Below are 17,992 nucleotides of genomic sequence, written 5' to 3'. Positions count from 1 at the left end.
CATGCTGCTCATCTTCGGCACCCGACTCAGCGAAGCCATCATCAACATGGTCTCCTTCGTCTGCGGCTACTGCCATCAGCACGCACCACAAAATGTCATCCGTCGCCGCCACCGCTTCACCCTTTTCTTTGTCCCCCTCTTCTCGGTCTCCACGAGATACGTCAATGAATGCACACATTGTGGCGGCCTGACCGGATTGACCGCCGGGCAAGCGAAACACAGCCTCGCCTGGTCCGAGGAACGCCACTGAACAGCTCGGCACAACCAAGGGACCGTCGAGTGCCCCTACCCATCGATGGACTAAATGCCGGGTGATGGCCCCGAAGCCGCAATCCTGTAGCGCGGGCGGGTGTGGACGAAAGGGGTTGCGCAAGGCCTTGCGTCCGCTGTGGCAGGGGTGTCGACTGCAGGCATGGATTCTGTTCCCCCTGATAACGGGCACCGGCGGCCGCCCGGCGCGACTGACGAGACGATTCGCGCGCTCGGTAAATTGTCTGAAGCATTCGAAACGGTCGAGCATGCGCGCGGGTTGCTGCATGGATTTCACCGGCTGACCGGAGCGGCAGACCTCGCTCTGGGTGAAGCGGTCGGCCTGCTGCGTGAGGCGGGACATGTGCAGATAGCCGACACTCTCGAGCACGACATGGTGGGCCGCAACGTGATTGAAGGGCGCTGGACCTTCCAGATCGTTGAGGACTACGACGCCACCTATTATCGCGTGTTCGAGGCGCTGGAAGAACGAGCCCGGAACCAACTCGTCGGAGGCCGACGTCACCTCCTCGAAGCCGAGATGAAGGAAGACCGCCGCACCCCCGGTCTCAGGCACCACGAATCACGCCCGAACGAATGAATCGACGAGAACCCGCGTTGAGGCGCACGCCCACGATTCGGCGAACCCGGTTCGAAGGCGAGTTGGCGGCGATACTGAAAAGAATTTTGGAGCGACAGCCCTCAGCGGCCGCTCAGTGCGGCGCTTCGCAGAGCTCGTGCGGGGCGAGGGACATGCAGGACGTGTGACTGGATGAGTGTGCGGTTTGCACGTCGGGATGGAGCTACGACCATTGGAACGGGGTGCTCTACGCCGAGGGCCTCCCCGTTGGCGGCGGCTCGACGCCTACACGGCAGAGTTCAGCACCGTTGAACTGAACGCGAGTTTCTAACGCTGGCCCAACGACGCCGCCTTCGCGAGGTGGCATCAACGCCTGCCCGAGAACTTTCATATGTCAGTGAAAGCGCCTCGGGGTCTCACCCATGGCAAGAAGTTGTACGCCCCGGAGATCTGGGTGCAACGAATGACGTCGGCATGGCATGAACTCGGAGACAACCGTGCCGTGCTTCTTGTGCAGTTACCGCCAACCCTGCGCCGCGATGACGAGCGCCTCAGGTACTTCCTCGGCACTTTGCCGTCGTGGATGCGCGTCGCCGTCGAGCTGCGCCATGCCAGCTGGAATGACGACGACGTGTTCCGGCTGCTCGAGCAGCACCATGCCGCGTACTGCGTGATGAGCGGGGCGGGCCTGGCCTGCGTCATCCGCGCTACCGCTGACATCGTCTACGTCCGGATGCACGGGCCTGACCAAGCCAACCTGTACGGTGGCTCCTACTCCGACGACGACCTCGCCTGGTGGGCAGACAGGCTACTCGAATGGCACCACGTCGGCCACGAAGTGTACGTCTACTTCAACAACGACGGTGACGGCAACGCCATCCGCAACGCCCGCACACTCACATGGATGCTCGGCCCGCGAAACTGACCGCTAAAGGCCTGCGCGATCGCATCGCTTCCAACCCACACCCCCAAAACGGCTACCTCGAAGACGGTGGGTTCTCGCACCCGAAACGAGCCCGCAATCTGCGGGAGAACGGAATATTCTGAGTCATGGCCGTTGACGCAAACGAAAACACGCGCTCCAGATTTCGGCAGAAGTTCGTCGTCGAAGAACGCTACCTCCCGCTTGAATCCCGAAGAGCCCTCTACCGTGCCGCAGCTGGCTTGATTGCGGTCGGTTTGGCCGGGTTCACCGTTCTGCTCATCGGAGTGCTGACGCACACCGGTCTCGAACAGCTCGACACGCCCGTGGAAAACTGGTTCGACAGCCTGAGATCAACTGACGTGACGGTGTTCATGATCGTGCTCGCCTTCGTCTTCGGCCCCATCGGCATGCCAATCATTATTCTGATCGTGACGGTGCTGTGGCTGATCCTGGCCAAACACGCGTGGCGGCCTTTGGTTCTAGCGGTGGGTATGGTCACAGGGGTGATCCTTGCCCAGGTGCTCGCTCCGATCGTGCAGCACCCCCGGCCCCCGATCGGGCTGATGCTGGCCGGCCCCGACACGAGCTTCTCGTTCCCGTCAGGTCACGTTCTCGGGGTCTCAGACTTTTTCCTGATCACCGCATTCCTCTTGGCAAGCCGCAGGCGCGAGCACCGGTTCACGGTTGCCGCGTTCACCGTGGCCGTTCTGGCCATCCTGCTGCAGGTATTCAGCCGGCTCTACCTCGGCTACCACTACATCAGCGATACGACCGCCTCGATGGCGCTGTCGCTGATCATCCTCGGCACCGTCATCGCCGTCGACACTCACCGCACCGTGAGAATTCCCGGCGAACCCGTTGAAGGTAAGCATTCGCAGATTGAGAGGGACGGCACATGAACTCCACAGGTGTACGGTCAGCCGCAAGCCGCGCAGGCCACAGCCGGGCTCTGACTGTTCTCGCGCGCGTCGGTTTCGCCATAAGCGGCCTGATCCACATCCTGATCGGCTACTTCTCCATCCCTGTCGCTCTGAATCAGTCCGCAGAGGACGACCAGTCCGGCGCTCTCACCGAGGTCGCCTAGCTCCCAGGCGGCGCCATCATCATCTGGTCGACCGTCGTAGGGCTCTTCGCCCTCGTTCTCTGGCTGGTCATCCAGGCGGCCCTAGGCATCGGTTCGTCGTCGAAGAAGCGGTGGGTGCGAAGCGTCGTCTCGGCCGCGAAAGCTGCTGCGTATCTGGCCGTCGGGTGGACGGCGCTCACCACCGCCCTGGGGTCCGCAACGACTAGCTCGTCTTCTTCTCAGCACGCCAGCGCCTCAGTATTCGCCCTGCCCAGCGGCCAGATTTTCCTCGGCCTCGCCGGGCTGGTGGCTGCCCCCGTCGGCATCTACTTTGTCATCAAAGGGGTACGCCGAAAGTTCCTCGACGACGTCGCCACCCCACCAGGAATTCCGGGAAGAGCCGTGGATGTCTAGGAGTTCTCGGCTACGTGGCCAAGGGCCGTGTTCGTCGTCGGTGTGCTGACCATCATCGCCGACCTCACCCTCGACCCCAGCAAATCATCCGGTCTGGACGGTGCCCTCAAATCCCGTGCCACGCTTCCGTTCGGCCAGATCATCCTGATCACTGTCGGAGTCGGCCTGATCTGCTACGGAGTGTATTCCTTCGCGAAAGCAAGCTTCGCGAGAATCTCGCTTCGGGCAGCCTGCGCTGATGATGTCAACCCAGTTTGGGCTCACCGAGGCCAGGATGCATTGGGCACCAAAGTGGTCCAAAGAACCGATCGAGTTCGGACGACTGCAGGACCGATCTGTGCGGTGAGTTGGTCTTCGAGTTCACGCCGGGAGGTCTCTGAGTCAATGGCGAGAAAACAGAGAAAATATGGGGCTTTGGTGATCTGCTGAGCGAGTTCTGAGTCGGGCGAGTTCAGGGCATTGGCGAAATTGCTGCTCGCCTCGCGTTCGCGTTCATAGAGGCGCGTCGCCATCTGGTGGACGAGTACTACTCGGCTCCAGTCCTGATGGACGTCTTTGCCTGTGTACCAGTTGCGCAGAGCGAGATCGTCCAGCTTGTCGAGGAGGGAGACGATGTGACTCCATGGCAACTCTCCAACAGGCTGTTGGAGAATTGCGTTGTCGCTCCATTCCAAGCGAAACGACGCATGTCGGCGACGTTGGCTAGCGAACGCCTTGCATCGACGGAAACTCGGTGCGCAGGTCAGTGGCAAGCCAGCCCAGAACCCCGCTCCCCCAACGATTCGATCCGCTGCCGGGCAAAAGTCGTGTCGCTTATCCGCCGATACAGCCCGAGCATCTCGGAATTGGCTTTTCGTTGCACGGTGAATCGCACCTCGTGAACCCGTCGCTTGAGCAAGGCGAGAGCTACCGCGTAACGGTCGAGCTCTATCTCGGTCACGAACCTCCTTGAATCAACAAGCTCCAACACGTTGTTGGAGACTCACCGGCAGCCGAGACGAGCAGGGTCACCATCTACTGTTGCGAGTCTGCCAAGCCTCGGCGGGTTCATCGGCCTCCGTCGCGGATGCTGGCGACGACGGTCGGTAACGCGCAAACGATTCTGAATTGGGCAAGATGCGCCGCACACTGCGCAAAGGTGAAGCCTCACTTTCCCAACTGCTGGCCGACTCGGACGTCGGTGAACATACCCTTCGGTGGTTCTCTGTAGGGCAGCGGTTCGCCGGGCCAGTTTTGGTCTTGTGAGTCTTCGAACGGACCATCTGGGCTCACGAGAATGGGCATGTGATGGTCGAGGTGGTCTCGCCACCAGACGCTTGATCCGGTTGCTCCGTCGAGACGGAGATGATCTTCGAGATGGGTGCGGGTGCGGGTGCGGGTAAGATGGTTCGGCGCGTCCCAGGCGGTTCTCCCCCGCCGACGCCTGAGGCAAGGTCTGGTGGCGAGTTGCTGAGAAGTCCGTTGTCGTCGATTGCTTTTTCGCGGTCGTTGAGATTCAGTTCCGCGAGGGCTTCTAGTTCTGCGTCGGGTGCTTCTTCGACGGCGATGAGTCGGTCGTCTGCTCCGGGCATTGCTCGGAGAATCTCGTCGAGTTTTCGTTGGGTCGCTGATTGTTGCCGTGATTGGGTGTGCTGAATCGCGAACACCATGATCAGAGTCACTGACGAACTGACGATGTAGAGCACGTTGTCCCACCAGTCGGGGAATCTGGTGAAGATGCCAAAGGCGATCCACGCGAGGATCGCTGCGGTGGCTATCAGTCCCGCGGCGGAGTGTGAGCTTGCCTGTCCGATGGTGTGCAGCAGCCTGCTCCCCCGTGACCGGGTCGCACCGCCCGGTGCCGATGACGTGACCGTATTCGTGATCGAACCGAACAGGCCGCGCCGCCACCGGCCGAGGGTCGATGTTGGGTTCATAGTGACACCACGTGCACGATCATTCGTTCGCTGCGACGTAGTCATCGGGATCCTGGTCGTGGGGGGTGATCCCTGATGCGTGTTCTGCCTCGAAGGCGCAGAAATCCACGGCGATCGTGTGGCGTTCGTCTCGGCTGACGTGGCGCCGGAAGTCGGTGAGTCCTTCGCGTTCCTCCTCCGCCATGTGGTCGCTGTTGACCTCGTTGACCTTCGAGACCGCGCGCTGCCACGAATCCGAGCCGACGGGGTTGCCAGCTACGGCGGCGATGGCGTCTCGAATCTCGTTGTGGTCATGGATCGCATCTGTGGTCTCCGCTTGCGGTGTCTCTATGTTTATGCGGTCCTGCTGCAATTTCAGAAGCCGCGGGTAGAAAAGCAGCTCCTCTGCTCGGGCGTGAACTTCGAGCAAAACCTTCAGCCGACCCCAGACCGAAGCGAGGGCATCGGTGCGCTCTGCCGGAATCTCTTCCAGCAGGGCGAACATTCGGCGTTGTTCGTGATGATCGGTGAGGATCAGATCGGTGATGTCCATCATTTCTCCTGTTCGAGCAGATTTCGTTGAATTCTCGGTTTGCTGACAAATCGCGACCCGGTTCAGCTCAATCTTTGACCTGCCGATGGGTTGGGCGGGCGTGGTTAGTGCGAGGACAGTCCGGAGATGAGGTTGATCGTGGTCGCGAGCACCAGGGCACCGAGAACGTAGGAGAGGAGTGCGTGGCGGAGGATAGTTGCCCGGATGAGATGGTTCTTTATGTCGGTGTCGGAGACTTGGAAGGTCATTCCCACGGTGAACGCGAGGTACGCGAAATCGCTGTAACGCGGCTTTTCGTCTTCGTTGAAATCAACTCCGCTGCCAGCATGGTAGTACTGTGCGGCGTAGCGGAGCGTGAAGAGGGTGTGAGTGATCAGCCACGACAGTGCAATCGTGAAGAGCGCCAACAAGATGATGCCGGCCTTGGCAACGCCAGTGGAGTTGGTGGCTTCGATCAGGAGCAGTGCGACACCCCCGAAACTGGCGATCGTCGCGATGAGGGTCAGCACGTGTGAGGCGATCCGGCTCGGGTCTTCACGGGTGGCGTGTTCGGCCGTGGATTCTGGGCTCATCTTGCCGATCACGGCCCAGACCCAGACGAGAAAGGTGAGCGCAGCGGCAGACCAACCGAGCGCGGGTGCGTAGGTCCATGATGCGAAGAACCCGACCCCGAGTCCGACAAGCAGCCCGACGGCGGCCATCGCGCCCACCCGACTGCCGGCACGGTATCCGAGGGTGTTGTAGGTGCTGGTGGTCATTTCAGTTGTTGCCTTTCGTGCAGGTGACTTCGGCGGCGGTCTGACCGGTGACAGCGGGCGGCAGTACCGCAGCTGTCGGTATCGGTGTACTGGTGCTCGACGCGGTGCCACTCTGCGTCGGCGCGGGTGTTGTGGTTAGGGTGGGTGTTGGGGTCGGTGTTGTGGTTGGGGCGATCTGCGTGGCGGCACCTACGGTGCCGCTGAGCTGCAGGGGTTGGTCAGCTTTCAGCGCCTTATCCAGCGCCGCGGCAGCGCTAGCGTTGGCGACGACCCGGTTGGAATCGTTCGGGTCCGCTGCCGTCGGGTATTGCACGAAGACGACGTTGTCGAGGCTGATGTTTTTCAGCGCCAACGCGATCGCGACCATGGTGGCCGGGCTTGTCAGAGTGTCCGACAGGGTCATGTTCTTCGTCGCCGCGTTGGCGAGCGAGAACAAGGTGACAGGGTTGTTCAGAACGTCGCCGCTTTTGATCTTCCGCACTAATGCGGAAAGAAAAAGTTGTTGGTTACTGATGCGGCCCAGGTCACTTCCATCACCGACACCGTGCCGGCTGCGGACGAACGCAAGCGCGGTGTCGCCGGTAATGGTCTGCTGACCGGCGCTGAGGTGCAGGTTCGCGTAGTCGTCGTTGACATCGGTCGCCAGACACACGGTCACGCCGCCGACAGCGGTCGCCATGCTGCTGACGCCGTCGAAGCTGATCATCGCCGCATATGGGATGCTCAGCCCGGTGAGCTTCTCCGCCGTCAACACCACACAGGACAGGCCGCCACGAGACAAGGTGGTATTGAACATGCCGTAGTCCGTTGCCGATACGGTGCCCTTCCCGTCGGGGCTCGGGCAGTCGGGGATCGGCCCCATCAAGTCCCTCGGGATACTGATCACTGACGCGCTTTGGTGGTCGGCGGAAATGTGTAAAACCATGGTGACGTCGTTGTTGCCTGTCCCGGAACTGCTGGCGAGGTTCGCGGAGTCAGAGAACGATGAGCCCTGACCGGTTCTCGTGTCCGTTCCGGCCAGCAGCAGGTTCACGCCGCCCTCGATCGCCCCGACTCCCGGCACCGGCGGCGCGCTCTGGCCGGGCAGCAGCGCAAGATGCACACCCTGACCCACATTGCCGGTGAGCTGCCACACAGCGATACCCGCGATACAGCCGACGCTGACAAGCACCACCGCCAAACCAGTGGCAACAGCTTTCGCGACCACCAGTACGGGGTTGCTGCTCGGGACGCGACCGTGCCGCATGCGGGGTACTGCTTTCATACCCGATAGTAACAAGCACCCCCAGCGAGGACCTCCAGATCCGGACCCGCAAGGATGTGAAAGCTTTCAGAATACGCGTGCACGGGCGAGGCTCGGCCCGGACCGGCACTTTTGCTCATACTCTCGCACTCATGAGACGCAGAACATCTTCCGGGCGCTGGCTGTGGGCGCTGCTCGCGGTGCTGTATCTGCTGATGAGTGTCGATTCTGTCGCCCAGATCATCCAGAACCATCAGGCGTGGGGTGGCGTGGTGCTTCTGGCGGCAAGCCTTGCCATGACCACACTCTCCGTGATCGGCTACCGCCGGCCGGGCAGCCGCAGCCGCAGGACCAATAGAACAACGATCACCGTCCACGCCCCGAGTGCTGACGCGTGGGCCGCCGAGATGGAACAACGTCTCCGATCAGAAACCACCACCATCACGAACGAACGGCGTCGCACATGGTGACCCGTACCCGGTCGACCCAGAAAACCCGAAACACGGGCGAAGCGAAGGTGCGGAGTGGCCCGCATTTGGCGTCTAGTCGGGTCGAGCAGAAAGCATCTCAGGGGTTTCGGTCAGCTCAAATCTTCCTTGGTAAACCGATGCGGATGGTGTCATCGAATTTCTATCTACTGTTCGGCGTGACCGTGTTCATGGTCGCGTTGGGGTTGGTCATGGTGCTCTCCTCGTCCTCGGTCGGCTCGGCGCTGGACGACAACAGCTCCTTCAGCGTGTTCCTTCGCCAAGGCAGCTACGCCCTCATCGGGATCCCGCTGCTCCTCGCCGCGTCCCGTCTCCCATCGACGTTCTGGAAACAGTCAGCGTGGCTGGTGCTCGCCGGCGGCAGCGCACTGCAATTCCTGGTGATCGCCACGCCGCTTGGGGTGACAGTGAACGGCAACCGGAACTGGCTCCAACTCGGCCCGCTCCCCGCGCTCCAGCCATCGGAACTCATCAAGGTCGGGGTCGTGCTCTGGCTCGGCATGTTCCTGACAAAGAAGCAACACCGCATCACCCAGTTCTCCCACACGCTCATCCCCACCGTGCTCGTGCTCGGCAGTGCGATAATCCTCGTCGCACTCGGCGGTGATCTTGGCACCACCGTCATTTTGATCATGATGGTTCTCGGCGGCCTCTTCTTCGCCGGAATCCCGATCCGCCACCTCCTACTGCTGACCATCGTCTCGGCAACCATCGCGATCCTCACCGCCTTGTCCAGACCCAACCGGGTCACCCGAATCCTCTCCTTCCTGCACCCCGAGACCGCGGACTACAGCGGATCCGGGTGGCAGATCCAACACGGCTATTTCGCACTCAGCAACGGCGGTATCTTCGGCGTCGGGCTCGGTAACTCCACCGCAAAATGGTCGTGGCTACCCGCCGTCGACACCGACTTCATCTTCGCCGTCATCGGCGAAGAACTCGGCCTCATCGGGGCCTGCGTCGTGCTCGTGCTCATCGTCGTCCTCGGTATCGCGTTGCTTCGCATCATCCGCGCCACCCCCGACCCATTCGCCCGCATCGTGACCGCGGCGATCACGGTCTGGATCATCGGCCAAGCCCTTGTCAACATCGCCGTCGTCCTCGGCCTCCTCCCCGTACTCGGTGTGCCCCTCCCCCTGATCTCGGCGGGGGGCACGGCGCTGATCAGCTCCCTCCTCGCGATCGGCATCGTTCTCTCCCTCTGCCGAGAATCAGACACGCTCCAGGTCTCTGAACCGTCGGGTATACACACGACCGGTGACCGGTCCGAACGGGTCACGGTCCGGAAATGACGAACGCAAGAGGTCGCGGCGCGGAACCGACAATGGAAACCCTGCGTCAGGTGCACGTCGGCCTTTCCATCGGCGACCAACGACTCATCAAGAACTTCGACGACCCAGCCCTGGAAAGCAGGCGTCTCTTCGCGGAAGCCTTCGGGACCTTCCTGCTCGTCATCGCCGCCGCTGGAGCCGACATCGTTAACACCCTCACGGACGGGTCCGTCGGCCGCGTCGCGACGGTCACCGCACCTGCCTTGACCGTCGTCGCCGTGATCTTGTTCATGGGAGCCGTTTCAGGCGCGCACCTGAACCCCGTCGTGAGTATCGCATTCGCACTACGGCGCGACTTCAGCTGGCGCCGCGTACCCGCCTACGTGCTCGCCCAACTCATCGGCGCAACAGCCGCATCGCTCTTACTCATTACCCTTTTCGGCACCGGTGGCGGAAGCGGAACAACCGAGCCCGGAACCGGATTCACCGACCTGCACGCATTCACGATCGAGATCGTGCTCACCTGCGGGCTCGTCAGCACCATCCTCGGAGCCGCCTCCGGCGCCCAGAGCGTCGGACCTCTCTGCGCGTTCGCCGTCGGCTCCTACATTCTGCTCGCCGGTCTCTGGGCGGCCCCGGTCAGCGGCGCATCCATGAACCCCGCACGCACCTTCGGCCCCGACCTGGTCAGCCTCAACTTCAGCACGCTCTGGATCTACACCATTGGTCCGCTCGTCGGCGCCGTCATCGCTGTCGGCATCGCGTTCATTCTCCGCGGCCCAGGTGGCGGCCCGTCGGGCCGAAAGGCCGCACAAGGAACACTCGAAACCACTGATCAACCCTGAATCAGCGGATTTACAGGGCCGCACCGTCGTCAAGTGACACGATCTGCGCAGAAACCGGTGTGTCGTCACTGAGATGAGACGACGCACACACCCGGTGATACCCGTCCAGGATCTGCAGCGGAACACCCAACAGATTACCGCGCAACAACAACACCGGGCTCAGCTCGATGCCCTTCCGAATTCGCTTCAAATCCTTCGCCACACACGGATCATCAACAGGCAGCAAGCTCAGCCGAGACGCACGCAGCAGATCTTTCGCCGGATGAAACACGATCGGCGCGACCGCCAACGCAGCCACCAAACGTTCAGCGTCAGCATCACTACCGAGCAGGCCAAGAAACGACGCTGCAGCGGGGTAGTCATGCGACTGCGGTACCTCCGCCCAACCAACCTTGATCAGCGCCTCAATCCGCAGTCGCGAGCAACCCTACTCGTGCAGCCCGAAGTTCGCGCGTCAATGAGCGAAACCGAAGCCAATTTTCCGCGGCAGGCAAGCCCTCGTGCTGTTTTCGTAGATCGGGTAGTTTCTGCTCATGAGCGACTCTCTCGACCAAGACGTGCGGTGCCGGGCCGGATGGCTGCCAGCGAATCAGGATGCCCTGGAAAACTGGCTCGCCGGGCACTGTGAACGGGTCGAAGCCCGCGGTGATGACGTGGTGCTGCATCCGGTCATCCGGGAATTTCAGCACCTCATCGACACCGATCCGGTCGTGCGCGTGTACATGAACGAGATGATCGACCAGGTACCGCCGTCGCGGAAGTACAGCAAACGGCACGTGACAAGCGTCGATCAACTCCTGAGGCTCGTCAACGAAGTACTCACCATAGCTCCTGAGTTCGGGGCTGACACCATGGTCATGACACCTCTCACCGCGATCCTCGATTGGACCATGGGCACCCCGGCCGGGCTCGCCGCGTACCGCGACACCCGCATCAACACGATGCTGAAGAAGATCCTCGATGTCTGGTGCGAATTTCTCAGCGGCCCTGACTCGCGCTACGTCATCAACGATTCACCTTCGGGCTGGAAATCGCCGGACGCTCAACGAGCCGTCGGTATCGAACAGTTCGAGTACGACCCGGACGAGGAGTACTGGGGTTTTGCCTCGTGGAACGATTTCTTCACCCGCCGGCTCAAAGCGGGCGAACGACCGGTGGCCGCACCCGACGACCCCTCTGTGATAACTAGCGCGTGCGAGTCCACCCCCTACGCGATCAGGAGAAACGTTCAGCGCCGCGACACGTTCTGGATCAAGAGGCAGCCCTACTCGCTCGAAGACATGCTCGCAAACGACCCGGCAGTCGATGAGCTCGTCGGAGGCACCGTCTACCAAGGCTTCTTAAGCGCCACCAACTACCATCGCTGGCACAGCCCCGTCACCGGCACCATCGTGCGCGCCTTCGTCGAACCGGGCACCTACTATTCAGAAGCAGACTCCGAAGGCCCCGACGCGGTCGAGCCGGGAAACTCGCAAGGCTACCTCGCTCACGTCGCCACCCGCGCCATCATCATCCTCAAAGCCGACAACCCCGCCATCGGCACCGTCGCCTTCATCGCCGTTGGCATGCTCGAAGTCTCCTCATGCATCATCCATTCCGCAATCACCAGCAACGCCCACGTGAACAAGGGTGACGAAATCGGATACTTCCAATTCGGCGGATCCACCGAATGTCTCATCTTCCGGCCCGGCGCCATCAAAGAATTCGCCCTCCAAGCCATCCCGCAACCTCACGACTCCGCGAACTCGCTCGTGCCCGTCAACTCCCGCCTCGCGACAGCACAAACGGGATGAGAAAACACTGGACCTCTTTCGTCCAAATAACTATCAGGCGCCCACGTTTGGGAGTCTGACGCCCATTCGACGGGGCTCGCGACGCATCACTGATCGCATGTCAACGAGGCTAAGCGGCAGAAGAGCCTGCTGTGACGGCAATGAACGACCACGGTCACGTACTCGCATCCATTGACACGAACAACGCACCGTCCGCGAACCCTGCGCGACGAAATTCGACCACTGAGTTTTATCAGCTGTTGCAAGCCCAAAGAAACCCACCGGCGAGCAGCTCAGCCCACCCGATCGGGTACTCCAGGGCTCCGAGGATTGAGTCGATGTGCAACCTCTCCCCCGTCGGTTCTTCCGGGGTCCACTTCGTGGTCGCGGCCCGCGGGTCGAGATCGATCAACACCACCCGGCTACCCGACTCGGCAGCCGTCATTGCAGGGACACAGCAGTGGTGGTCGTGCTGCCGCTGTCGGCTTCGCTGCTTTCGACGAAGCCCCGAATGCTAGACCTTTGCCAACCATTGCCTTCTCTGCGCCAGACTTGAGTGTGCTATCGCCCCGCTCAGGCGTGCCCAAGTATTTCCATTTGGCATCGGGATCCTATGCTCCGTCGTCGACGAGCTGTCTGGCCTACCGATCCTGGCTACGGATGCACCCGGGACCACAGACGCTCCCCTTCGGCATCGTAGACGAATGTGAGGGTACGGCCCGAAACGGGGGGTCGTCGGCGACGCTTCCTCCGGGGGCGGCGTTCATCTCCTCGCCCTCCGCCTACCAAGTCCAAACTTCTCGTTCAGCCCGGTACTGATTCGCCCGGTCAGAGAGAATAACGGGCGACACCGGGCATCTGTGCCGCACGCTCACGCTTATCTCGCGTGGCTTTCGCGCATCCTCCAGAGTGTTCAACAATGAGCCGTGGATACACACGCTGATGACAACCGAATCACACGGTTAACGCACGCGCCACGTTGGCATCGCGGAACTAAAAACGGGGGGCCTACCGGTGAGGTGAAGGCCTTCGTGATGCTCAGCAGACGTCCTGATCAACGGTGACGGGTTAGGGTGGGGTTGCTTCGACTTTGGGGGATGCGCCTGTCGGGGCGCCTTGTCAGGTTCGATTTCCTGAATCCTCCACACAGCTTCATCGGTCGACACCCTCCCGCTGATGCCAGGCCTCATCGTCAGGCGGGTTGTCAGCAACCGCTGGTTCGGTTTCGGTACGGTACGTACGCACCTTTTCGTATCAGGCCGGAGGTTCGGTGACCGACACCATTCTCAACCTCAACATCATCGACGGCGCATTGATTCATGCGGTTATCGTTCTGAGCGTTGCTCTCGCGATCTACTTGCTCGTGCGTCGACCTACCCGAAAATGGGTGCTGATCGCTCTGACCGGGATACTCAGCGGCGCCCTGATCGCTGTGTTCACTGTGATGCTCACCATAAACGTGTGGAACGTATTCGGTGTGGGCTTGTCCACTACCTCGGTCCTGGTGATCGTTTTCACTTTCGCGGCGATCGGTTTGGCCGTTGTGAGTATGTGGCGGGCGAGGTGGTGGCGGCGGATGATCGCGGGCGGCGCAATTGTGGTGTTCGCCGTGACGGGTGTCCTCGGCGTGAACGCCAGCATCGGACTGCTGACCACCCTCGGCGCTCTCATCGATATCAGCACCGCCCAACCCCTCGCTTTACCGCCAGCCGCCCCCACACCGCGACCCACAGCCACGGTTGGCCCGGTGTCGGCGCCGCTTTACACGGCGTGGTCGCCGCCCGAGGACATGCCTCCCCTCGGAAGTTTAGGAACCATCGATATTCCGAACACCAACTCGGGTTTCGCGGCCCGGCCGGCACTGGCGTATCTGCCACCTGCAGCGCTGGTACCGAATGCCCCACAACTACCCGTCGTGATCCAGCTGATGGGATCCCCGGGCAGCCCCGACCTGACCGCGACCGCAGCAATCCTGAACGATTTGGCCGCCAAAAATGGTGGCCTCGCGCCGATCGTGATCAACCCCGACCAACTCGGCGACCCGACAAAGGATCCGCTCTGCCTAGACGTGACAAGCGACAAGGCTGAAACGTACATCATGAAAGATGTTGTGCCGTACGTTCGGTCGCACTTCAACGTCCTCAGCGACCCGAAGGACTGGAGCTTCGTCGGATTCTCCAACGGCGGAGAATGCGCAACCTATTTCGCCGCGAAATACCCGGACACGTTCGGTAACGTCGTCGACATCTCCGGAGACCAGTACCCCGCGTATGGCGACAACGGGGCAGTCCGGAACTACTTCCGCGGCAACAAGGCAAGCTACGAGGCAACCTGGCCAGTGAATATCATGGCGAAAACGGCCTACCCGGACACTTTTGCCGTGTTCACCGCCGGCGGCGATGACACCGAGATCAAAACCGGCGTCCAAACCGTTTACAACGCCGCAATCAAAGCCGGCTGGAAATCCAGCTTCACAGAAATCCCAAACGCAGGCCACGACGGCCCAGCACTACAAACCGGACTGAAAACCGGATACGACGCCCTCTACCCACGCCTCAACCTCAGCCCACCCCCCGGATGACCACTTCGACCGCTGTCGGAAACACGAAGTCGATGCACTTCGTGAGGTCACAGCGGGTGGGCGTGGGGATAACGTTTGGGAGGCAGACGCATCTGTATGGCGGACTTTTAGCCTGGCTGTTTGGTGGCTTCGCCACCGATTTCATCAACTCCGTAGCGGGCGTGCGACCCGCCGGCAGCCGCACACCCGGCCCATCTTCGGCCTGCCATTCCTGAAGTTACGGTCGATCTTGGAATCGATTGTTCCCGGCTGAGACCTCTCTCTGCCGGTCCGCCGCGCGGTGACCGTCTGCTCGAGCGTTCAGTCACCGCGACTATGAAGTGTCATCACATATGTGTATGCGAAGGTCACCCGGGCGGCCGATTCGGTTCGCGTCGATTCTTCGTAGCCTTGAAGCGGGCGTGACGACCACGCCGTACCGTGCCTGTTTCCGCACAGAGGAGATCATCATGAGCGACATTGCGCCACGAGTCGATAGCAGCCCAAAGGGCGCTACCCCGCCCACAACTGTCGTCGCGGCAGAGGCTCGCGGAGTCAGCAAGATCTACGGCACCGGCGACAGCGCCACCACCGCCCTAGACAACGTCGATCTACAGATTGGCGCGGGCAGTCTCACCGCGATTATGGGGCCGAGCGGATCCGGTAAGTCCACGCTCATGCACGTGTTCGCCGGACTTGACAATGCGACGCACGGCACTGTGACTATCGGCGACAAGGATATTACACACCTCGACGACAACGCTCTCACAGTGCTGCGCCGCCGCCAGCTCGGCTTCGTCTTTCAAGCGTTCAACTTGGTTCCGACGCTCTCGGTGCTCGGCAATGTCACCCTGCCATTCGAGCTGGACGGCCGCAAACCGTCCGCCGCCGAGCTCAGCTGGGTGCGCGAGTTGCTTGGCCGCCTCGGACTCGGGATGCTCGAGGCGCGACGCCCGCATGAACTCTCCGGCGGGCAGCAGCAACGCGTCGCCATCGCCCGCGCCCTGGCTATGCGCCCGAGCCTGATCTTCGCCGACGAGCCGACCGGAAATCTCGACTCCCGTTCGAGTCGCGAGGTTCTAACTCTTTTGCGTGACCTGACCCGCGAATACAAGCAAACGGTCATCCTCGTGACACATGACCCAGTAGCCGCATCCCATGCCGACCGGGTCATCTTCATCGCCGACGGCGCCATCGCCCGCGACGTCGTAGGCCGAAGCGATGCGAAAACGCTCTCTGACATCATCTTGAACCTTGAGGTCGCGGCATGATCGCCCTCGCGTTCAGGGAACTCTGGCACGGCGGCAGACAGCACGTCTCGAGTGTTCTCGTCGCCCTCCTCTCATCGGTGTTCGCGACGATGCTCATCGAAATGGACACGGTGCTGCGGGTGCAGTCTATCGGCGGAAAATTCATTCAACACGGGTACGTTCGGGCGCTGCTTGATGTACTCGATGTTCTGTTCTTCTTCGTCGCCGTGTTCGTCGCCTGCATCGTCACGGCGAACACCTTCGGCATCATCATGGCCGGCCGGTCGAAGCACATTGCTCTGCTGCGTCTGCTGGGTGCCTCAGCGAAAACGCTGCGCAGTGCGATTGCTATCGAGGGCGCCATCGTGGGTCTGGTCGGGTCGATTATCGGACTCGTGCTTGGCCTTGTCGTGGCTCAGATCGCGTATGGTGCGCTGGTCTCGGCTGGCACTTTCGTGGACACCCCTATCTCGACGATCACGCCGCTGCTGGTCGCGCCGATCGTCGTCGGCGTCGTGAGCACGACAGGGGCGGCGTGGTTCGGCTCACGTAAGATCCTCGGCGTCTCGCCCATCGAAGCGACCGGGCACACACAGGAGTCGAAGGTCGCCACCGTCAAAGAGATGCCCCGGCGGTTGCGCACCCTGGTCATCGTCGCCTTCGTCGGTGGAATTGTGTTGCTCGTCGCTGGCGTCGCGATTGGGTTGAAATCGCCGCTCGGCCTGCTCGTCGCCGCCCCTGGCGGGGCTCTCAGCTTTGTCGGTTTCGTCCTCGGCGCCACGTACTTCATTTCAGGGCTGCTCAAATTGGCCGGTCGCGCGACGGGCTCATCGACACCTAGCGTGCTCGCAAGCGCCAATGCGCTGCGCTATCCCGCCCGGTCATCCCGGTCGACCATCGGCCTCATCATCGGAGTGACCCTGGTGACCATGTTCACCGTCGCCGGTCAGTCCTTCCTCGCCCAGACCGGCCCCGTCGCGGCCGGCGCGGACGCTGCCGAAGTCGCTGGTGACCAAGCTTTTCTCCAACTCACGATGGGGATTCTTGCGGTGCTGATCGGATTCTCGCTCGTGATCGCCGCAATCGGTTTGGTGAACAGTCTCTCGCTGAGCGTTATTCAGCGCCGGCGTGAGATCGGGCTGCTACGCGCGCTCGGGTTCACGAAAGGACAGGTTCGTACGATGATTTTGGCCGAGAGCATCCAACTCACCCTCGTCGGCGGCCTTACCGGACTCATCCTCGGAATCGTCTACGGGTGGGCCGGCGTACTCGCCGCTATTGCCTCCGACCACCACATCGGCGGCTTCTTCGCCCCCACCATCCCCGCTTGGATCATCATCGCCATCGCGGCCGGAGCGATACTACTGGCGATAGTCTCGTCGGCTATCCCCGCCCGATCCGCCGTTCGCATATCCCCCGTGCGCGCCCTAGCTATTGAGTGAGTCGCTGCCCAACATGAACCACCTATTGCAACAATTACACACGGTGATGACACCAACAGTTCATACCGCGAGTATCCTGGACCCCAGCGCATTGCTCACCGGCGCCGGCCCCTGGGTCATGGTCGTCATTATGGCTATCATTTTCATCGAAACCGGGCTGCTGTTCCCGTTCCTGCCTGGCGACACCCTCGTCTTCACCGCCGCACTTCTCGCCGTGCCTCTGGGTCTGCCCCTGTGGGTGCTCGTCGTCGGCGTCTCGATCGCTGCGATCCTCGGTGACCAGACCGGGTACCACATCGGCAGACGGTTCGGTCCCCGTTTATTCAAACCGGACGCGCGTGTATTCAAAACCCGTTACCTGAACGAAGCAGACGCGTTCTTTACCAAATACGGCGGACGTTCCCTCGTGCTCGCACGATTCGTGCCGATCGTGCGCACCTACGTGCCGCCCGTCGTCGGCATGTCGAAGCTGCCGTTTCGTACTTTCCTCATTTGGAACACAACTGGCGGCGTCGCGTGGGCGGTGATATTAACCATCGCCGGCTATTTCCTCGGCGGCATCCCTTTCGTTGCGAACAACGTCGAAATCATTGCCATCATCATCGCCGTGGTCTCCGTCGGCCCGGTGGTCATCTCGTTCATTCGCAACCGTCGTAAGAGCCGGCCCTACGACACGGCCTAGGT

At 61.6% G+C, this 17,992-nt stretch carries 20 protein-coding genes and 3 pseudogenes; 15 read left to right on the top strand and 8 right to left on the bottom strand.

What is annotated here, in order from left to right; translation table 11 throughout:
* Window position 1 precedes the first annotated feature (1 nt).
* The 7 genes and pseudogenes from JOE66_RS01180 to JOE66_RS17750 form a co-directional block, all read left to right on the top strand.
* A complete protein-coding gene (locus tag JOE66_RS01180; protein WP_205106337.1) occupies window positions 2-250 on the top strand; it encodes a zinc-ribbon domain-containing protein in 249 nt (82 codons plus the stop codon).
* A 162-nt stretch (window positions 251-412) separates the two neighbouring features.
* On the top strand, window positions 413-850 hold the full coding sequence (locus tag JOE66_RS01175) for a hypothetical protein (protein WP_205106336.1): 438 nt from the start codon (window positions 413-415) through the stop codon (window positions 848-850).
* Between the two features lie 167 nt (window positions 851-1,017).
* Window positions 1,018-1,754 (top strand): annotated as a pseudogene (locus JOE66_RS01170) (DUF72 domain-containing protein).
* A 125-nt stretch (window positions 1,755-1,879) separates the two neighbouring features.
* Complete coding sequence (locus JOE66_RS01165; protein ID WP_205106335.1) at window positions 1,880-2,653, top strand: phosphatase PAP2 family protein; 774 nt, start codon at window positions 1,880-1,882, stop codon at window positions 2,651-2,653.
* Window positions 2,650-2,838: a hypothetical protein gene (locus JOE66_RS01160; protein ID WP_205106334.1), complete on the top strand. Its 189-nt coding sequence runs from the start codon at window positions 2,650-2,652 to the stop codon at window positions 2,836-2,838. Before JOE66_RS01165 ends, JOE66_RS01160 begins: the two co-directional genes overlap by 4 nt.
* Before the next feature lie 114 nt (window positions 2,839-2,952).
* Window positions 2,953-3,231, top strand: a complete 279-nt coding sequence (locus JOE66_RS17420) for a DUF1206 domain-containing protein (RefSeq protein ID WP_205106333.1) — start codon at window positions 2,953-2,955, stop codon at window positions 3,229-3,231.
* A gap of 27 nt (window positions 3,232-3,258) precedes the next feature.
* Window positions 3,259-3,423 (top strand): annotated as a pseudogene (locus tag JOE66_RS17750) (DUF1206 domain-containing protein); the annotation flags it as partial.
* Window positions 3,424-3,491: 68 nt separating this feature from the next.
* On the opposite strand, the gene JOE66_RS01150 reads toward JOE66_RS17750, so the two are convergent.
* From JOE66_RS01150 to JOE66_RS01120, 7 genes and pseudogenes are all read right to left on the bottom strand, one after another.
* On the bottom strand, window positions 3,492-3,983 hold the full coding sequence (locus tag JOE66_RS01150) for a DUF1016 N-terminal domain-containing protein (protein ID WP_205106332.1): 492 nt from the start codon (window positions 3,981-3,983) through the stop codon (window positions 3,492-3,494).
* On the bottom strand, window positions 3,974-4,171 hold the full coding sequence (locus tag JOE66_RS01145) for a hypothetical protein (RefSeq protein ID WP_205106331.1): 198 nt from the start codon (window positions 4,169-4,171) through the stop codon (window positions 3,974-3,976). The genes JOE66_RS01150 and JOE66_RS01145 overlap by 10 nt, the downstream gene beginning before the upstream one ends.
* A gap of 206 nt (window positions 4,172-4,377) precedes the next feature.
* Window positions 4,378-4,524: pseudogene (locus tag JOE66_RS17540) on the bottom strand (hypothetical protein); the annotation flags it as partial.
* Window positions 4,500-5,147: a low affinity iron permease family protein gene (locus JOE66_RS17005; protein WP_205106330.1), complete on the bottom strand. Its 648-nt coding sequence runs from the start codon at window positions 5,145-5,147 to the stop codon at window positions 4,500-4,502. The pseudogene JOE66_RS17540 and the gene JOE66_RS17005, both read right to left, overlap by 25 nt.
* Window positions 5,148-5,166: 19 nt before the next feature.
* A complete protein-coding gene (locus tag JOE66_RS01130; RefSeq protein ID WP_205106329.1) occupies window positions 5,167-5,682 on the bottom strand; it encodes a hemerythrin domain-containing protein in 516 nt (171 codons plus the stop codon).
* Window positions 5,683-5,783: 101 nt separating this feature from the next.
* Window positions 5,784-6,437 (bottom strand): DUF1345 domain-containing protein, encoded by a 654-nt coding sequence (locus JOE66_RS01125; RefSeq protein WP_205106328.1) that lies wholly within the window; start codon window positions 6,435-6,437, stop codon window positions 5,784-5,786.
* Between the two features lies 1 nt (window position 6,438).
* Window positions 6,439-7,701 carry an LCP family protein gene (locus tag JOE66_RS01120; RefSeq protein ID WP_205106327.1) on the bottom strand — a complete coding sequence of 421 codons (1,263 nt, stop codon included), beginning with the start codon at window positions 7,699-7,701 and terminating at the stop codon, window positions 6,439-6,441.
* A gap of 131 nt (window positions 7,702-7,832) precedes the next feature.
* Here JOE66_RS01120 and JOE66_RS01115 point away from each other — a divergent pair, with 131 nt between their 5' ends.
* The 3 genes from JOE66_RS01115 (at window position 7,833) to JOE66_RS01105 (ending at window position 10,284) form a co-directional block, all read left to right on the top strand.
* Window positions 7,833-8,150 carry a hypothetical protein gene (locus JOE66_RS01115; RefSeq protein WP_205106326.1) on the top strand — a complete coding sequence of 106 codons (318 nt, stop codon included), beginning with the start codon at window positions 7,833-7,835 and terminating at the stop codon, window positions 8,148-8,150.
* A 143-nt stretch (window positions 8,151-8,293) separates the two neighbouring features.
* Window positions 8,294-9,460 (top strand): putative lipid II flippase FtsW, encoded by a 1,167-nt coding sequence (ftsW, locus tag JOE66_RS01110; protein WP_239518177.1) that lies wholly within the window; start codon window positions 8,294-8,296, stop codon window positions 9,458-9,460.
* Complete coding sequence (locus JOE66_RS01105; RefSeq protein WP_205106324.1) at window positions 9,457-10,284, top strand: MIP/aquaporin family protein; 828 nt, start codon at window positions 9,457-9,459, stop codon at window positions 10,282-10,284. Before ftsW ends, JOE66_RS01105 begins: the two co-directional genes overlap by 4 nt.
* Before the next feature lie 10 nt (window positions 10,285-10,294).
* Here the strand turns inward: JOE66_RS01105 and JOE66_RS01100 are convergent, their stop codons facing one another.
* Window positions 10,295-10,582 carry a hypothetical protein gene (locus JOE66_RS01100; RefSeq protein ID WP_239518176.1) on the bottom strand — a complete coding sequence of 96 codons (288 nt, stop codon included), beginning with the start codon at window positions 10,580-10,582 and terminating at the stop codon, window positions 10,295-10,297.
* Between the two features lie 235 nt (window positions 10,583-10,817).
* Here JOE66_RS01100 and JOE66_RS01095 point away from each other — a divergent pair, with 235 nt between their 5' ends.
* The 5 genes from JOE66_RS01095 to JOE66_RS01075 all read left to right on the top strand — a co-directional run bounded on the left by JOE66_RS01095 (window position 10,818) and on the right by JOE66_RS01075 (window position 17,990).
* Window positions 10,818-12,077, top strand: a complete 1,260-nt coding sequence (locus tag JOE66_RS01095) for a phosphatidylserine decarboxylase family protein (RefSeq protein ID WP_205106323.1) — start codon at window positions 10,818-10,820, stop codon at window positions 12,075-12,077.
* Between the two features lie 1,249 nt (window positions 12,078-13,326).
* Window positions 13,327-14,637: an alpha/beta hydrolase-fold protein gene (locus JOE66_RS17535; protein ID WP_205106322.1), complete on the top strand. Its 1,311-nt coding sequence runs from the start codon at window positions 13,327-13,329 to the stop codon at window positions 14,635-14,637.
* Window positions 14,638-15,086: 449 nt separating this feature from the next.
* Window positions 15,087-15,887, top strand: coding sequence for an ABC transporter ATP-binding protein (locus JOE66_RS01085; protein WP_205106321.1), 801 nt, complete (start codon window positions 15,087-15,089; stop codon window positions 15,885-15,887).
* Window positions 15,884-17,308: an ABC transporter permease gene (locus JOE66_RS01080; RefSeq protein ID WP_205106320.1), complete on the top strand. Its 1,425-nt coding sequence runs from the start codon at window positions 15,884-15,886 to the stop codon at window positions 17,306-17,308. The genes JOE66_RS01085 and JOE66_RS01080 overlap by 4 nt, the downstream gene beginning before the upstream one ends.
* A gap of 13 nt (window positions 17,309-17,321) precedes the next feature.
* Window positions 17,322-17,990, top strand: coding sequence for a VTT domain-containing protein (locus JOE66_RS01075; protein ID WP_205106319.1), 669 nt, complete (start codon window positions 17,322-17,324; stop codon window positions 17,988-17,990).
* Window positions 17,991-17,992: the final 2 nt, after the last annotated feature.

The organism is Subtercola frigoramans, from assembly GCF_016907385.1.
GTDB lineage: Bacteria > Actinomycetota > Actinomycetes > Actinomycetales > Microbacteriaceae > Subtercola > Subtercola frigoramans.
The sequence above is the reverse complement of the archived record's forward strand: the minus strand, read 5'-3'. Positions and strand labels throughout refer to the sequence as shown.

Bases quoted from the DNA above. Each gene is read 5' to 3' on its own strand.
- JOE66_RS01105 (WP_205106324.1), top strand. From the start codon at position 9,457: ATGACGAACGCAAGAGGTCGCGGCGCGGAACCGACAATGGAAACCCTG.
- ftsW (WP_239518177.1), top strand. From the start codon at position 8,294: ATGGTGTCATCGAATTTCTATCTACTGTTCGGCGTGACCGTGTTCATG.
- JOE66_RS01125 (WP_205106328.1), bottom strand. From the start codon at position 6,437: ATGACCACCAGCACCTACAACACCCTCGGATACCGTGCCGGCAGTCGG.
- JOE66_RS01120 (WP_205106327.1), bottom strand. From the start codon at position 7,701: ATGAAAGCAGTACCCCGCATGCGGCACGGTCGCGTCCCGAGCAGCAAC.
- JOE66_RS01180 (WP_205106337.1), top strand. From the start codon at position 2: ATGCTGCTCATCTTCGGCACCCGACTCAGCGAAGCCATCATCAACATG.
- JOE66_RS01075 (WP_205106319.1), top strand. From the start codon at position 17,322: ATGAACCACCTATTGCAACAATTACACACGGTGATGACACCAACAGTT.
- JOE66_RS01085 (WP_205106321.1), top strand. From the start codon at position 15,087: ATGAGCGACATTGCGCCACGAGTCGATAGCAGCCCAAAGGGCGCTACC.
- JOE66_RS01095 (WP_205106323.1), top strand. From the start codon at position 10,818: ATGAGCGACTCTCTCGACCAAGACGTGCGGTGCCGGGCCGGATGGCTG.
- JOE66_RS01165 (WP_205106335.1), top strand. From the start codon at position 1,880: ATGGCCGTTGACGCAAACGAAAACACGCGCTCCAGATTTCGGCAGAAG.
- JOE66_RS17005 (WP_205106330.1), bottom strand. From the start codon at position 5,147: ATGAACCCAACATCGACCCTCGGCCGGTGGCGGCGCGGCCTGTTCGGT.
- JOE66_RS01080 (WP_205106320.1), top strand. From the start codon at position 15,884: ATGATCGCCCTCGCGTTCAGGGAACTCTGGCACGGCGGCAGACAGCAC.
- JOE66_RS01160 (WP_205106334.1), top strand. From the start codon at position 2,650: ATGAACTCCACAGGTGTACGGTCAGCCGCAAGCCGCGCAGGCCACAGC.
- JOE66_RS01115 (WP_205106326.1), top strand. From the start codon at position 7,833: ATGAGACGCAGAACATCTTCCGGGCGCTGGCTGTGGGCGCTGCTCGCG.
- JOE66_RS01130 (WP_205106329.1), bottom strand. From the start codon at position 5,682: ATGATGGACATCACCGATCTGATCCTCACCGATCATCACGAACAACGC.
- JOE66_RS01175 (WP_205106336.1), top strand. From the start codon at position 413: ATGGATTCTGTTCCCCCTGATAACGGGCACCGGCGGCCGCCCGGCGCG.